Origin of the sequence: Streptomyces sp. NPDC051987 (assembly GCF_040680735.1) — a bacterium.
Taxonomy (GTDB): domain Bacteria; phylum Actinomycetota; class Actinomycetes; order Streptomycetales; family Streptomycetaceae; genus Streptomyces.
On sequence record NZ_JBFAXI010000025.1, the window covers coordinates 37,325 to 52,001 of the forward strand.

At 70.3% G+C, this 14,677-nt stretch carries 11 protein-coding genes; 5 read left to right on the plus strand and 6 right to left on the minus strand.

Features of this window, described 5'->3' with window-relative positions; genetic code table 11:
* Positions 1 to 3 precede the first annotated feature (3 nt).
* Together AB0M11_RS16080 and AB0M11_RS16085 are read left to right on the plus strand one after the other, a co-directional pair.
* Entirely contained in the window at positions 4 to 1,590 is a 1,587-nt protein-coding gene (locus AB0M11_RS16080) for a Na+/H+ antiporter (RefSeq protein ID WP_365705683.1), read from the plus strand.
* Between the two features lie 161 nt (positions 1,591 to 1,751).
* A complete protein-coding gene (locus AB0M11_RS16085) occupies positions 1,752 to 2,492 on the plus strand; it encodes an SDR family oxidoreductase (RefSeq protein ID WP_365705685.1) in 741 nt (246 codons plus the stop codon).
* A gap of 27 nt (positions 2,493 to 2,519) precedes the next feature.
* Here AB0M11_RS16085 and AB0M11_RS16090 read toward each other — a convergent pair whose 3' ends face one another.
* Positions 2,520 to 3,638 carry a mechanosensitive ion channel domain-containing protein gene (locus AB0M11_RS16090; protein ID WP_365705808.1) on the minus strand — a complete coding sequence of 373 codons (1,119 nt, stop codon included), beginning with the start codon at positions 3,636 to 3,638 and terminating at the stop codon, positions 2,520 to 2,522.
* A 122-nt stretch (positions 3,639 to 3,760) separates the two neighbouring features.
* Between AB0M11_RS16090 and AB0M11_RS16095 the strand changes: the two genes are divergently transcribed.
* On the plus strand, positions 3,761 to 4,330 hold the full coding sequence (locus AB0M11_RS16095; RefSeq protein WP_365705687.1) for a dienelactone hydrolase family protein: 570 nt from the start codon (positions 3,761 to 3,763) through the stop codon (positions 4,328 to 4,330).
* Between the two features lie 6 nt (positions 4,331 to 4,336).
* Here the strand turns inward: AB0M11_RS16095 and AB0M11_RS16100 are convergent, their stop codons facing one another.
* The 4 genes from AB0M11_RS16100 to AB0M11_RS16115 all read right to left on the minus strand — a co-directional run bounded on the left by AB0M11_RS16100 (position 4,337) and on the right by AB0M11_RS16115 (position 9,181).
* Positions 4,337 to 6,007 carry an alkaline phosphatase D family protein gene (locus tag AB0M11_RS16100; protein WP_365705692.1) on the minus strand — a complete coding sequence of 557 codons (1,671 nt, stop codon included), beginning with the start codon at positions 6,005 to 6,007 and terminating at the stop codon, positions 4,337 to 4,339.
* Positions 6,008 to 6,101: 94 nt separating this feature from the next.
* Positions 6,102 to 6,944: a thioredoxin domain-containing protein gene (locus tag AB0M11_RS16105; protein WP_365705695.1), complete on the minus strand. Its 843-nt coding sequence runs from the start codon at positions 6,942 to 6,944 to the stop codon at positions 6,102 to 6,104.
* A gap of 127 nt (positions 6,945 to 7,071) precedes the next feature.
* Positions 7,072 to 7,764 (minus strand): hypothetical protein, encoded by a 693-nt coding sequence (locus tag AB0M11_RS16110; RefSeq protein ID WP_365705698.1) that lies wholly within the window; start codon positions 7,762 to 7,764, stop codon positions 7,072 to 7,074.
* A 67-nt stretch (positions 7,765 to 7,831) separates the two neighbouring features.
* Positions 7,832 to 9,181: a DUF2252 domain-containing protein gene (locus AB0M11_RS16115; protein WP_365705700.1), complete on the minus strand. Its 1,350-nt coding sequence runs from the start codon at positions 9,179 to 9,181 to the stop codon at positions 7,832 to 7,834.
* 222 nt (positions 9,182 to 9,403) lie between these two features.
* Between AB0M11_RS16115 and dnaE the strand changes: the two genes are divergently transcribed.
* Complete coding sequence (gene dnaE / locus AB0M11_RS16120) at positions 9,404 to 12,943, plus strand: DNA polymerase III subunit alpha (RefSeq protein WP_365705703.1); 3,540 nt, start codon at positions 9,404 to 9,406, stop codon at positions 12,941 to 12,943.
* A gap of 111 nt (positions 12,944 to 13,054) precedes the next feature.
* Here dnaE and AB0M11_RS16125 read toward each other — a convergent pair whose 3' ends face one another.
* On the minus strand, positions 13,055 to 13,231 hold the full coding sequence (locus tag AB0M11_RS16125) for a hypothetical protein (RefSeq protein WP_365705705.1): 177 nt from the start codon (positions 13,229 to 13,231) through the stop codon (positions 13,055 to 13,057).
* A 220-nt stretch (positions 13,232 to 13,451) separates the two neighbouring features.
* Between AB0M11_RS16125 and AB0M11_RS16130 the strand changes: the two genes are divergently transcribed.
* Positions 13,452 to 14,675, plus strand: coding sequence for an NYN domain-containing protein (locus AB0M11_RS16130; RefSeq protein WP_365705708.1), 1,224 nt, complete (start codon positions 13,452 to 13,454; stop codon positions 14,673 to 14,675).
* The last annotated feature ends 2 nt before the right edge of the window (positions 14,676 to 14,677 follow it).

A 14,677-nucleotide genomic window follows, 5' to 3' on the forward strand; every position in this document is an offset into this window, starting at 1 on the left:
GCCGTGGATCAGTTGGCCCTGTTGTTCGTGCTGTTGCTCGGGGCCCTGGTGAGCGTCCCGGTGGGAGACCGGTTCGGACTGCCCGCGCCCGTGCTGATGACGCTGTTCGGGATCGTCCTCGCGGTCGCCGACTTCGTGCCGAACGTCAACATCCCGCCTGAGCTGATCCTGCCCGGCCTGCTGCCGCCGCTGCTCTACGCCGCCGTGCGGCGGACCTCCTGGCGGCAGTTCGCGGCGAACAAACGGCCGATCTTCCTGCTCGCGGTGGCTCTGGTCTTCGTCACCACGGTGTGCGTGGCCGTCGTCGCCAACGCGATCGTGCCCGGACTGCCGATCGCCGCCGCGGTCGCGCTGGGCGCCCTGGTCGCCCCGCCCGACCCGGTCGCCGCGACCGCCGTCGCCGGGCAGCTCGGGCTGCCGCGCCGGCTGGTGTCGATCCTGGAGGGCGAGGGCCTCTTCAACGACGTCACGGCCATCGTGCTCTACCACGTCGCGATCGCGGCCGTGGTCAGCGGCACGTTCTCGCCGTGGCGGGCCGGGCTGGACTTCCTGCTGTCCGCCGTGGTCGCGGTCGTGGTGGGTCTGGTGCTCGGCTGGGGCGCCAACAAGCTGATGGACGTGCTCGGTGACGCCACCCTGCAGATCGGTCTGACCCTGATCGTCCCGTACGCCTCCTACGTCATCGCCGAGGAACTGCACGGCTCCGGGGTCCTGGCCGTGCTCACGACCGCGCTGTTCATCGCCGAGTACGCCACGGACGCCGACGACGTGATGACCCGGCTCGCCGGCTACACCTTCTGGGACATCGTCGACACGCTTGTGACCGGCGTCGCCTTCGGGCTGATCGGCCTGGAGCTGCACAACGCGATCCGCACGGCGTCCGGCCGCTGGGGCGAGCTGCTCGGCTGGGCGGCCACGATCGTCGCCGTGGTCGTGGTGGTACGGCTGGTCTGGCTGCTGCCGGCGACCTGGCTGACCAAGCGGCTGCACGCCCGGCGGGACTACGACGAGGAGATCCCGACCAGCTGGCGGGAGACGATCGTGATGTGGTGGTCCGGGATGCGCGGGGTGGCGTCGGTGGCGCTGGCCCTGGCCGTCCCGCTGAAGACCGACGACGGGTCGGCCTTCCCGGACCGGGACGAGATCGTCTTCATCGCCTTCGGCGTGATCATGGCGACACTGGTGCTCCAGGGGCTGACCCTGCCGTGGCTGGTGAAGCGGCTGGGGGTACGGGCCGACACCGACCGGGAGAAGGAGATCGAGAAGGAGCTGGCGGTGCGGGCGGCGAAGGCGGCACGGCGGCGCCTGAAGGAGATCGAGCAGGTCGAGGAGTTGCCGGAGGAGGTGACGGAGCAGATGCTGCGGCGGGCCTTCGAGATCGGGTTCCGGATCAGTCCCGACGTGGTGGAGGACGAGCGGCGGGAGGGGCACGAGAAGCGGATGCGGCGGCTGAAGCGGCTGCGGCGGATCCAGCAGGAGATGCTGAGCGCGGCGCGGCACGAGGTGCTGGCGGCGCGTAGCGAGCCGGGGGCGGATCCGGAGATCGTGGACCGGGTGCTGCGGCATCTGGACGTGCGCAGCCTGCGCTGACGCTCCGCTGGGGGTGCAGTGACGTGCCGTCGTTCGGCTGCGGCTTCGTCGTGGCTGGTCGCGCAGTTCCCCGCGCCCCTCACGGGGCGCCAGTCATACAAGTACATGGCGGCTGTGGACAGTCGCAGGCGCCGTCGGCTTCCCGCTCGTAGTCTCGGATCATGGCTCGGAACATTGTGATCAGTGGTGGAGGAACCGGGATCGGGCTCGCGGCGGCGCGGGTGTTCGCCGGGGACGGGGATCGGGTGCTGCTCCTCGGGCGGCGCAGGGAGGTGCTGGAGCGGGCGGGGGTGCCGGGGGCCGTCGCCCTCGCGGCGGACCTCGCCGAGCCGGCCGAGGTGCGCGACGTCGCGCGGTTCGTCGCCGACGAGTTCGGCACCGTGGACGTGCTCATCCACAGCGCCGGGGGGAACGCCGCGTTCGCGCCCGAGGCGGACAGCGGTGACCCGCTCGACGCGGTCGCCCGCGTCTGGAGCGGCAACTTCCGGCAGAACACGCTGACCTCCGTGCTGCTCACGGAGGCCCTGAAGGACCGGCTCGCCGACCCCGGCGGCCGGGTGCTGTTCCTCAGCTCCATAGCGGCCTTCCGGGGCTCGGGAACCGGGTCCTACGCGGCGTCCAAGGCCGCCCTGCACCCCTACGCCCACGACCTGGCCCGGCAGCTGGGGCCGCGCGGGGTCACGGTGAACGTGGTCGCGCCCGGATATGTCGAGGACACCGAGTTCTTCGGCGGCCCCGTCGACGAGGCCCGGCGGGAGCGGCTCGTCGCCGAGACGTCCACGGGGCGGGCCGGCATCCCCGGTGACGTCGCCGCCACCCTGCACTGGCTGGCCTCCCCGGCCGCCGGGCACGTCACCTCGCAGATCATCCAGGTCAACGGCGGCGCGGAACGCGGCCACTGAGGGCGCGGGGCGGGGAGAGCGAAGCGGTCAGCGGGGGCCGGTGTACGGCCGCTCGTGCAGGCGCCGGCCGGCGCCTGCCGCCACCCCGTCCTGGGAGGGGATGATCCCGCCGGGCGGCAGGACCGCGTCGGCCGTGTTGACCCGGGGCAGGGCGTAGGGGTGCTCCGCGCACAGCCAGGCGATCATCTGCTCGCGGACGGTCACCCGGACCGTCCAGATGTCGTCCGCGTCCTTGGCGGTCACCAGCGCCCGGACCTGCATCGTGTTCGGTGTGGAGTCGGTGACCACCAGACCGTAGGCACGCCCGTCCCAGGCCGGGCACGCGCGCAGGATGTCCTGGAGCTTGTCCCGCATGGCGTCGACCGGTGCCGAGTGGTCGACGTGCCAGTAGACGATCCCGGTCATCTGCGGGGTGCCCCGCGACCAGTTCTCGAAGGGTTTGGAGGTGAAGTACGACACCGGCATGGTGATCCGGCGCTCGTCCCAGGTCCGTACCGTCAGAAAGGTCAGGGTGATCTCCTCCACCGTGCCCCACTCGCCGTCGACCACGACGGTGTCACCGAGACGCACCATGTCACCGAAGGCGATCTGCAGACCGGCGAACATGTTCGCCAGCGTGGACTGGGCCGCCACACCGGCGACGATGCCGAGGACTCCGGCGGAGGCCAGCAGCGAGGCGCCGGCTGTGCGCATCGCCGGGAAGGTCAGCAGCATCGCCGCGGCGGCCACCACACCGACGATCGCCGTCACCACCCGCATGATCAGCGAGACCTGGGTGCGCACCCGGCGGACCCGGGCCGCGTCGTGGTGGGCGCGGGCGTAGCGGTCGTAGGTCGACTGCACGACGGCCGCCGCGATCCGCACCACCAGCCAGGCGGCCGACCCGATCAGCACCAGGGTCAGGACCTGCCCGACGGCGACCCGGTGCTCCCGGATCAGTTCGGCCTGGTCGTAGGAGCCTCTGAGCATGGCCGCGCACAGCACCAGCTGGTAGGGGATGCGGCCGCGGCGCAGCAGACCCCACAGCGGCGTCTCGCTGTGCCGCGCGTCGGCCTTGCGCAGCAGTAGATCGCTCGCCCAGCCGATCAGCAGGGTGAGGACGACGGCGCCGCCGAACACGATCAGCGGGCGGAGTACGTTCTCCATCTCCATGGCTCCGAACGTAACCGGATTTGCGGGGTCCTGAACATGTCGACCGGTGAGAAGGACGTCACGGTCCGAGGTGGAGGGCGGTCGGTGCCCCCGGCGGCGGCTGGCACCATGGGCGCATGAACATCATGCTCTTTCACTCCACCTACGGCCTCAGGCCCGCGGTGCGCGAGGCCGCGGACCGGCTGCGCGCCGCCGGGCACGAGGTGTGGACGCCGGACCTCTTCGAGGGGCGCACCTTCGACACGGTCGAGGAGGGCATGGAGTTCAACGAGTCGCTCGGCAAGGACGAGGTGCTGAAGCGGGCCGTGCTGGCGGCGGCGCCGTACTCGGAGCGCGGGCTGGTGTACGCGGGCTTCTCGCTGGGCGCCTCGATCGCGCAGACGCTGGCGCTGGGCGACGAGCGGGCCCGGGGGCTGCTGCTCCTGCACGGCACGTCGGACATCGCGCCCAGCGCCTCGGTCGAGGAGCTGCCGGTGCAGCTGCACGTGGCCGAGCCGGACGCGTTCGAGACGGACGACTGGCTCAGCGCGTGGTATCTGCAGATGGGCCGGGCCGGCGCCGACGTGGAGATCTACCGGTACCCGGGCGTCGGCCACCTCTACACCGACCCCGGCCTGCCGGACTACGACGCGGAGGCCGCCGAGGCCACCTGGCGAGTGGCACTCGGCTTCCTCGACACGCTGTAGCGACGGTTACACCGGATCGTAGGTGCGCTCGACCTTCTGTGTGCCCGTGCGGGTGCGGTAGGACCGTTCCCAGGACGAGGTGGCGTCGGCCTTCGTCTTGTCGGAGAGGACGTAGTAGTCCATCTGCGCCCGCGCGGGGGTGATGTCCAGGATCCCGTAGCCGTGCCGGTCGGTGTCGACCCAGTGCACATGGCGGTTGGCCAGTTGGATGACGGGGGCGGCGACGGTGGAGACGACGCCGGGGGAGACCTTCAGGATGTCGTCGAGGTTGTCGGAGGTCACCGAGGTGACCACGAACTCGGTGGCGGCCGAGGCGGACAGCGGGTAGGTCCCGGCGTCCACGGGCACGTCGTTGGCCCAGGCCATGTGGATGTCGCCGGTGAGGAACACCGTGTTGGTGATCGCGTTGGAGCGCAGGTGGGCCAGCAGCTCACGGCGGTCGTCGGTGTAGCCGTCCCACTGGTCGGTGTTGAGGGCGAGGCCGTCCTGGGGCAGGCCGAGCAGCTTGGCGAGCGGCTTGAACAGGTCGGCGGAGAGCGAGCCGATGGCGAACGGCGAGATCATCACCGAGTTGCCGACCAGCCGCCAGGTGGTGTCGGAGGCCTTGAGACCGGCCTTGAGCCAGTCGAGCTGGGCGCGGCCGGTGATGGTGCGGTCCGGGTCGTCGACCGAGCCGCTGCCCGTGGAGACCTGCTGGGAGCGGAAGGAGCGCAGGTCGAGCAGGGAGAGGTCGGCGAGCTTGCCGAAGCGCAGCCGCCGGTAGGTGGTGCCGGCGATGGCCGGGCGGACCGGCATCCACTCGAAGTAGGCCTGCTTGGCGGCGGCCTGACGCGCCGTCCAGGTGCCCTCGGCGCCCTCGGTGTGGTTCTCGGCACCGCCGGACCAGGAGTCGTTGGCGAACTCGTGGTCGTCCCAGATCGCGATCACCGGCGCCTTGGCGTGCAGGGCCTGGAGGTCGGTGTCGGTCTTGTACTTGCCGTGCCGTATGCGGTAGTCGGCGAGGGTGATGATCTCGTGGGTGGGGGCGTGCTCCCGGACCACGGTGTCGCGGGTGCCGTACTCGCCGGTGCCGTACTCGTAGATGTAGTCGCCGAGGTGCAGCCAGGCGTCGAGGTCGCCGCGGGCCGCGAGGTGCCGGTAGGCGGCGAAGTAGCCCGCCTCCCAGTTGGCGCAGGAGACCACGCCGAAGCGCAGGCCGGGGACGGCGGCGTCGGCCGCGGGCGCGGTGCGGGTGTGCGCCACCGGGGAGTCCGTGGGACCGGCCGAGAAACGGAACCAGTAGTCGGTGGCCGGCGCCAGGCCGCGGATGTCGGCCTTGACCGTGTGGTCGGAGGCGGCGGTCGCGGTGGTGGAGCCCTTGGAGACGATGTTCGTCAGCGCCTTGTCGGTGGCGACGACCCAGCTGACCTCGGTGTCCGGGCCGACCCCGGAGCCCGGGGTCGCGTCGGCGGTCGGCGTCACCCGGGTCCACAGCAGAATGCCGTCGGGCAGCGGGTCGCCCGAGGCGACGCCGTGCAGGAAGGCGGGCGCGTCCGTGGCGGCCCGGGCCGGCAGCGCGGCGGCCAGCGGTGCGGCCAGGACAGCGGTCGCCGCCGCGGCCTTGACGACCGTACGGCGGCGGGGGGAGAGGGAGTGTGCACTCTCGGAAGACTGTGTTGATCTGTTTCGACTGGTCACGAGCGCTCAGGTTACTGACCAGTATGAACAAGAGCAGGCGAACTGACCAAAGTTCGCCTGCTCTTCACGTGGAGCCGGGGATTCCGCTCGGGCGTCAGGCCTTCAGGGCCGCGTCCACCACGGAGTTGAAGGCGTCGACCGTCATCGGCGGGTTGCCGCTGGAGTCGGCCGTCAGGATCTTGCCGTTCATGACGAAGCTCGGAGTGCCCGTGACGCCGTCCTTGTTGGTGTCCCAGGTCTTCGACATGGCCAGCGCCCAGGCGTCGTACTTGCCGGAGTTGACGTCGGCCTGGAAGGACTTGTTGTCCTTGAGCGCCGGGACGGTGTTGGCGACCTCGATGAGGTAGCTGTCGTTCTTGAACTTGTCGGTCGACTCGTCCGGGTGCCACTTCTTCGAGTACAGGGCGGTCTTGTACTCCAGGAACGCCTCGTCGCTGACGTTCAGCGCGGCGCCCATGGCCGCCATGGCGTTCTTCGAGCCCTCGCCACGCGAGCCGATCTGGCCCTTGCTGAGCGAGTCGCCGTCGAGGAACGTGCCGCCGATGTACTGGATCTTGAACTTGCCGTCGTCGATGTCCTTCTTGACCGTCGAACCGACGGTCTGCTCGAACTGGGCGCAGATCGGGCAGCGCGGGTCCTCGTAGACCTTCAGGGTCTTCTTGGCGGTGGACTTGCCGATGATGACGGTGGTGCCGTCGGTGCCCGTGGTGTTGGCCGGGGCGACGACCTTCTCGTCCTTCACGGCCTCCCAGTGGCTCGGCTTGTTGGCCTGGACGACGGCGTAGCCTATGCCGCCCGCCGCGGCCAGCACGGCCACGACCGAGCAGGCCACGATGACCTGCCGCCTGACCTTGGCGCGCTTGGCCTGCTTCTCGCGCTCGGCGCGCAGCCGCTCCCGGGCCGCGTTCTTGGCAGCTGCGCTGTTCCGCTTGCTCATGTTGGTGATCTCCATAGGGGACGCGCACATGTCGTACGCGGGATACGTGTGGGGGACTCGTCGTACTCGGAGCGCTCGGAGTGGTCCGAGCGCTCGGACGAGGGGCGTGCTCGGGTGGGAGAGGCACTCAGCCGACGGGCAGGGCGAGCGCCCCGGAGCACGGCGGTCCGCGCCGTCCCAGGGAGTGCGCGAGGAGCAGGTCGCGGGCGGCGGCCGGGCGGGGCGCCGGGCGCGGCAGCCGCCGTACCGGAGCCGGCCGGACCGTGCCCGCGGCGACCGCGAGGAGCAGCGGGCGGAAGGTGGTGGCGGCGACGGCGCGCAGCAGCTGGGTCAGGGCGCGCTCGCCGCGGCGCAGCCAGGCGGCGGCGAGCAGCCCGACGCCCACGTGTGCGGCGAGCAGCAGCCAGGCGGCGGCCGGGTCGGCCTGCGCGAGGGCCGCGGCGGCGCGGGAGCCGCCGGTCATCCGGGCCAGCGGGGCGCCGACCGTGCCGCCGTGGCAGAGGACGTCCAGGCCGACCGCGCGCAGCGGACCGGCGACGGGGCCGCCCGCCCGGCCGTAGCAGGCGTGCTGGCCGGTGGTGAGGACCGTGTCGGCGGCCAGCTCCAGCGGGACCAGCAGGGCCGCGATCCGCCCGAATCCGCGCTCGCGGCCCGCCAGCGCGTACGCCGTGCCGAACACCCCGGCGGCGACCGCGGCCACCGTCGCGAACGGCAGCGGGGCCCGGGACAGCAGCACGTGCGACGCGGTGCTGAGCGTCACGACGAAGGCCGTGAACAGCGCCGCGCGCACGGTTCTGAGCTGGCTCCCGGATATGTCCATAGCGGTGGAGAGTCTGTCACGTACTCCTGTAGGAGACCCCTAAAAGGGGCCTGAGAATCGGCGAAGGTTACAGCCCCGGTATGCGGCCGTTGCGGAAGAGGTCGACGAAGATCTGGTGGTCGGCACGCGCGCGGGCGCCGTAGCTGTGCGCGAAGTCGGTGAGCAGGCCCGCGAAACCGTCCTCGTCGGCGGCGATCGCGGCGTCGATGGCCCGCTCGGTGGAGAACGGCACCAGGGACTCGCCGGAGGTGTCGTCCGCCGCCGAGTGCATGGACGCCGTGGCCCGGCCGAGGTCGGCGACGACCGCCGCGATCTCCTCCGGGTCGTCGATGTCGCCCCAGTCCAGGTCCACCGCGTACGGCGACACCTCGGCGACCAGCTGCCCCGCGCCGTCCAGCTCGGTCCAGCCCAGCCACGGGTCGGCGTGCGCCTGCAGGGCGCGCTGCGAGATCACCGTGCGGTGGCCCTCGTGCCGGAAGTAGTCCCGGATCGCCGGGTCCGTGACGTGCCGGGACACGGCCGGGGTCTGGGCCTGCTTGATGTAGATCACCACGTCGTTCTCCAGGGCGTCCGTGGCGCCCTCCAGGAGGATGTTGTACGACGGCAGGCCGGCCGAGCCGATGCCGATGCCGCGGCGGCCCACGACGTCCTTCACGCGGTAGGAGTCCGGCCGGGACAGGGACGCCTCGGGGAGCGTCTCCAGGTAGCCGTCGAAGGCCGCGAGCACCTTGTAGCGGGTCGCCGCGTCCAGCTCGATGGAGCCGCCGCCGGAGGCGAAGCGGCGCTCCCAGTCGCGGATCTCCGTCATCGAGTCCAGCAGCTCGAAGCGGGTCAGCGAGCGGGCCGCGCGCAGCGCGCCCAGCAGCGGGCCCTCGGCGGTGTCCAGGGTGAACGGCGGCACCTCGTCGCTCTTCGCGCCCGTCGCCAGCGCGCGGATGCGCTCGCGGTAGGCGCCCGCGTACACCTCGACCAGCTCGGTGATCTGCTCGTCGCTGAGCGCCTTCGCGTACCCGATCAGCGCGACGGAGGCGGCGAAGCGCTTCAGGTCCCAGGTGAACGGGCCGACGTAGGCCTCGTCGAAGTCGTTGACGTTGAAGACCAGGCGGCCGTTGGAGTCCATGTAGGTGCCGAAGTTCTCCGCGTGCAGGTCGCCGTGGATCCACACGCGCGAGGTCCGCTCGTCCAGGTACGGGCCGGTGTACGTCCGCCCGGCACCGAGGCCGGCGTGCTCCGCGTCCAGGTCGTGGTAGAAGAGCGCGGCCGTGCCCCGGTAGAAGGCGAAGGCCGAGGCCGCCATCTTCCGGAACTTCACGCGGAACGCGGCCGGGTCGGCGGCCAGGAGCTCGCCGAAGGCGGTGTCGAAGACGGCGAGGATCTCCTCGCCGCGCTGCTCGTCGTTGAGCTGGGGGACCGACATCGCTGGGTGCCTCCTGGTACGGGTGATGCCTGACATGTGGCACGGATCTCTCGCCGGGACCAACGCGCGAAGGTCCCCGGGAGTGCCCGCTTTCTTCGCATGAAGGTACGCGGGGCAGCCCGCCCGGTGTCAGTGTCGAGGCATAGGATTCCGCTGTCCCGCCAGACTGCCCGCGCCCGGTGGGAAGAACGTCGACGTCTGTTTCCCTTGGAGGCCGAAACCGTGTCAAAGCCGCCCTTCACGCACCTGCACGTCCACACCCAGTACTCGCTGCTGGACGGTGCCGCGCGGCTCAAGGACATGTTCAACGCCTGCAACGAGATGGGCATGACGCACATCGCCATGTCCGACCACGGCAACCTGCACGGGGCGTACGACTTCTTCCACTCGGCGAAGAAGGCCGGGGTCACCCCGATCATCGGGATCGAGGCGTACGTCGCGCCGGAGTCGCGCCGCAACAAGCGCAAGATCCAGTGGGGTCAGCCGCACCAGAAGCGGGACGACGTCTCCGGTTCCGGTGGTTACACCCACAAGACGATGTGGGCCGTGAACAGCACGGGCCTGCACAACCTCTTCCGGCTCTCCTCGGACGCCTACGCCGAGGGCTGGCTGCAGAAGTGGCCCCGGATGGACAAGGAGACCATCGCCCAGTGGTCCGAGGGGATCGTCGCCTCCACCGGCTGCCCCTCGGGAGAGGTCCAGACCCGGCTGCGCCTCGGCCAGGAGGAGGAGGCCCTCAAGGCCGCCGCCGACTACCAGGACATCTTCGGCAAGGACCGCTACTTCCTGGAGCTGATGGACCACGGCATCGACATCGAGCACCGGGTCCGCGACGGCCTCCTGGAGATCGGCAGGAAGCTCGGCATCCCCCCGCTGGTCACCAACGACTCGCACTACACGTACGCGCACGAGGCGGCCGCCCACGACGCCCTGCTGTGCATCCAGACCGGCAAGAACCTCTCCGACCCGGACCGCTTCAAGTTCGACGGCACCGGCTACTACCTGAAGTCCACGGACGAGATGTACGCCATCGACTCCTCGGACGCCTGGCAGCAGGGGTGCGCCAACACGCTCCTGGTCGCCGAGATGGTCGACACCACCGGCATGTTCGAGGCCAAGAACCTCATGCCGAAGTTCGACATCCCGGAGGGCTACACCGAGATCACCTGGTTCAAGGAGGAGGTCCGCCGGGGCATGGAGCGCCGCTTCCCGGGCGGTGTCCCCGAGGACCGGCAGAAGCAGGTCGAGTACGAGATGGACGTCATCATCCAGATGGGGTTCCCGGGTTACTTCCTCGTCGTCGCCGACTTCATCATGTGGGCCAAGAACAACGGCATCGCGGTCGGCCCCGGCCGAGGCTCCGCGGCCGGTTCGATCGTCGCCTACGCCATGGGCATCACCGACCTCGACCCGATCCCGCACGGCCTGATCTTCGAGCGGTTCCTCAACCCCGAGCGCGTCTCCATGCCCGACGTCGACATCGACTTCGACGAGCGCCGGCGCGTCGAGGTGATCAGGTACGTGACCGAGAAGTACGGCGCCGACAAGGTCGCCATGATCGGCACCTACGGCAAGATCAAGGCCAAGAACGCGATCAAGGACTCCGCGCGGGTGCTCGGCTACCCGTACGCGATGGGCGACCGCATCACCAAGGCCATGCCCGCCGACGTCCTCGGCAAGGGCATCGACCTGGACGGCATCACCAACCCCTCCCACCCCCGCTACAACGAGGCGGGCGAGGTCCGGGGGATGTACGAGAACGAACCGGACGTGAAGAAGGTCATCGACACCGCGAAGGGCGTCGAGGGCCTGGTCCGGCAGATGGGTGTGCACGCCGCCGGCGTGATCATGTCCAGCGAGACGATCACCGAGCACGTCCCGGTCTGGGTGCGGCACACCGACGGCGTGACCATCACGCAGTGGGACTACCCGAGCTGTGAGTCGCTCGGCCTGCTGAAGATGGACTTCCTGGGCCTGCGCAACCTGACGATCATGGACGACGCCGTCAAGATGGTGAAGTCCAACAAGGGCGTCGACATCGACCTGCTGTCGCTGCCGCTGGACGACCCGAAGACCTTCGAACTGCTCCAGCGCGGCGACACCCTGGGCGTCTTCCAGTTCGACGGCGGCCCCATGCGCTCCCTGCTGCGCCTGATGAAGCCCGACAACTTCGAGGACATCTCCGCCGTGTCGGCGCTGTACCGGCCGGGCCCGATGGGCATGGACTCGCACACCAACTACGCGCTGCGCAAGAACAAGCTCCAGGAGATCACCCCGATCCACAAGGAGCTGGAGGAGCCCCTCGAAGAGGTCCTCGCGGTCACCTACGGCCTGATCGTCTACCAGGAGCAGGTGCAGAAGGCCGCCCAGATCATCGCCGGCTACTCGCTCGGCGAGGCCGACATCCTCCGGCGCGTGATGGGCAAGAAGAAGCCCGACGAACTGGCCAAGAACTTCACCATCTTCCAGGCGGGCGCCCAGAAGAACGGCTACAGCGACGAGGCGATCCAGGCCCTGTGGGACGTGCTGGTCCCGTTCGCCGGCTACGCGTTCAACAAGGCGCACTCCGCCGCGTACGGCCTGGTCTCGTACTGGACCGCCTACCTCAAGGCGAACTACCCGGCCGAGTACATGGCCGCGCTGCTGACCTCCGTCAAGGACGACAAGGACAAGTCGGCGATCTACCTCAACGAATGCCGCCGCATGGGCATCAAGGTGCTCCCGCCGAACGTCAACGAGTCGGTGCACAACTTCGCCGCCCAGGGCGACGACGTGATCCTGTTCGGCCTGGAGGCGGTGCGCAACGTCGGTACCAACGTGGTCGACTCGATCATCAGGAGCCGCAAGGCCAAGGGCAAGTACGCCTCCTTCCCCGACTACCTCGACAAGGTCGAGGCCGTCGCGTGCAACAAGCGCACCACGGAGTCGCTGATCAAGGCGGGCGCGTTCGACACCCTCGGGCACACCCGCAAGGGGCTCACCGCGCAGTACGAACCGATGATCGACAACGTGGTGGCGGTCAAGCGCAAGGAGGCCGAGGGCCAGTTCGACCTCTTCGGCGGGATGGGCGAGGAGGAGAGCAGCGAGCCCGGCTTCGGACTCGACGTGCAGTTCACCGACGAGGAGTGGGACAAGACCTATCTCCTCGCCCAGGAGCGGGAGATGCTCGGTCTGTACGTCTCCGACCATCCGCTCTTCGGCCTGGAGCACGTGCTGTCCGACAAGGCGGACGCGGGCATCGCCCAGCTCACCGGCGGTGAGCACGCGGACGGCGCGGTGGTGACCATCGGCGGCATCATCTCGGGCCTGCAGCGCAAGATGACCAAGCAGGGCAACGCCTGGGCGATCGCCACCGTCGAGGACCTCGCGGGCTCCATCGAGTGCATGTTCTTCCCGGCGACCTACCAGCTGATCTCGACCCAACTCGTCGAGGACGCGGTGGTGTTCGTCAAGGGCCGCCTGGACAAGCGCGAGGACGTGCCCCGGCTGGTGGCGATGGAGCTGGCGGTTCCCGACCTGTCCAACGCCGGCACCAACGCGCCCGTGGTCCTCACCATCCCGGCCACCCGGGTCACCCCGCCGATGGTCAGCCGCCTCGGCGAGATCCTCAGCCACCACAAGGGCGACAGCGAGGTCCGGATCAAGCTCCAGGGCCCGACCAAGACCACGGTGCTGCGGCTGGACCGGCACCGGGTGAAGCCGGACCCGGCGCTCTTCGGTGACCTCAAGGTGCTGCTCGGCCCGTCCTGCCTGGCCGGATAGGCCCGCACCCGGTACGCGAGGCCGTGAGCGCGCGGAAGGGGCGCACCCGCCACGGGTGCGCCCCTCCTGCGTGTCCGGGCTTCAACAGCCCAGTGGGACCTGGGGGTCCGCTCAGTTGTGGCCGAAGCTCTTCTGCTTCTTCCGGGCGACGTCGGCGGGGCTGCCCTGGATGTGCGACACCGGCGATTCGTGGGACTCGCTCTGCGCGCGCTGCCCGTGCTCGTGGCTCTGCTCGGCCTGCGGGGTGCGGTTCTGGGAGCCACCCTTGCGGTTCTTGTTCTTGGCCATGGTGATCTGCCTCCTGTGGGGGATCTAGGGGCCGAAATCAGATTCACATAGGCTGGCAACAGACGCATTTCGGATAATTACCGTCTGTAACAGGGCTTGTCGGAGAGCAAGGCCCCGAAACGCCACGCCGAAGATCGAGTTCGGGCCGTTAACCCCCGCGTGGTCGGGCAGACTCGAAGGAAGCCCCAAAAGCAAACCTCCCGGAAAGAGGGTGAGTCGCGTGGACCGCTGCATCGTCCTGGTGGACGCCGGGTATCTGCTGGGTGCCGCCGCCAGTCTCCTCGCCGGTGAGCCCTCCCGATCCCGGATCACCGTCGACCACGCCGCGCTGATCCAGGCGCTGCGCGACCGCGCGGAATCCGACACCGAGCGTCCACTGCTGCGCATCTACTGGTTCGACGGTGCACCCGACCGCGTCCCCCAGCCGGAACACCGGCGGCTGCGCGTCATGCCCCGGGTCACCGTGCGGCTGGGCGCGCTGACCCGCAGCGACGGTCGCTGGGCGCAGAAGGGCGTGGACGCGGCCATGCACGCCGAGCTGACCGAACTGGCCAGGAACGGGGCCTGCTCGGACGTCGTCCTGGTGACCGGGGACGGGGACCTGCTGCCGGGCATGATGGCCGCCAAGGAGCACGGGGTCGCCGTGCACCTGTGGGCGGTGCAGGCCGCCGACGGGGACTACAACCAGTCCGAGGACCTGGTCGCCGAGGCCGACGAGCGGCGGGTGCTGGACCGGGCGTGGATCACCCAGGCGGTACGGGCCAAGGAACTCACCGCGGTCTGCGCGCCGCCGCCGGCCCCGCGGCCGGAGATCGCCGCGATCCTCTCGGCGCCGCTGCCGGAGTCGTCGCTGACCGCCGCGGCGGAGCCGAGGGCCGAGGACGGCGGCCGGGCCCCGGCGGCGAGCGCGGTGGAGAACGGAGCGGCGGAGCGGGTGCCGGCGCCCAAGGGGGTGCCGACCCCCAAGGACCTCGCCGCGCTGCGGGCGCCGGGCGCGCAGCCGGTCCAGCACCCGGCGACGGCCACCCTGCGGTGGTCCTCCGACAAGGGGTGGGTGGACCGGCCGGGGGGTGCGGCGGAGTCGGCGGAGGCGGCCTCCATGCCGACGCTGGCGCAGCTGACCACGGCGGAGCAGCGGTGGGCCGACCGGGAGGAGGACATCACGACTGTCGGCGGTGATCCGTACGAGGTCGGGCAGGTGTTCGCGCGGCGGTGGATGTCGCGGCTCGGGGACCAGATCCACCTGCACAGGCTGTCCGGGATGTATCCGCGGATCCCGCACCGGATCGACGGCGAGCTGCTGCGGTACGCGGCGCGGTTCGGGCTGCTGGCGCACAAGGACGACCAGATCGACGAGCACGACCGGTACGCCATCCGGGCGGGTTTCTGGCGGGAGTTCGATGTCCCGGCGGGGGCCGCGGAGCACGCGTCGGCGGGAGAGTAGCG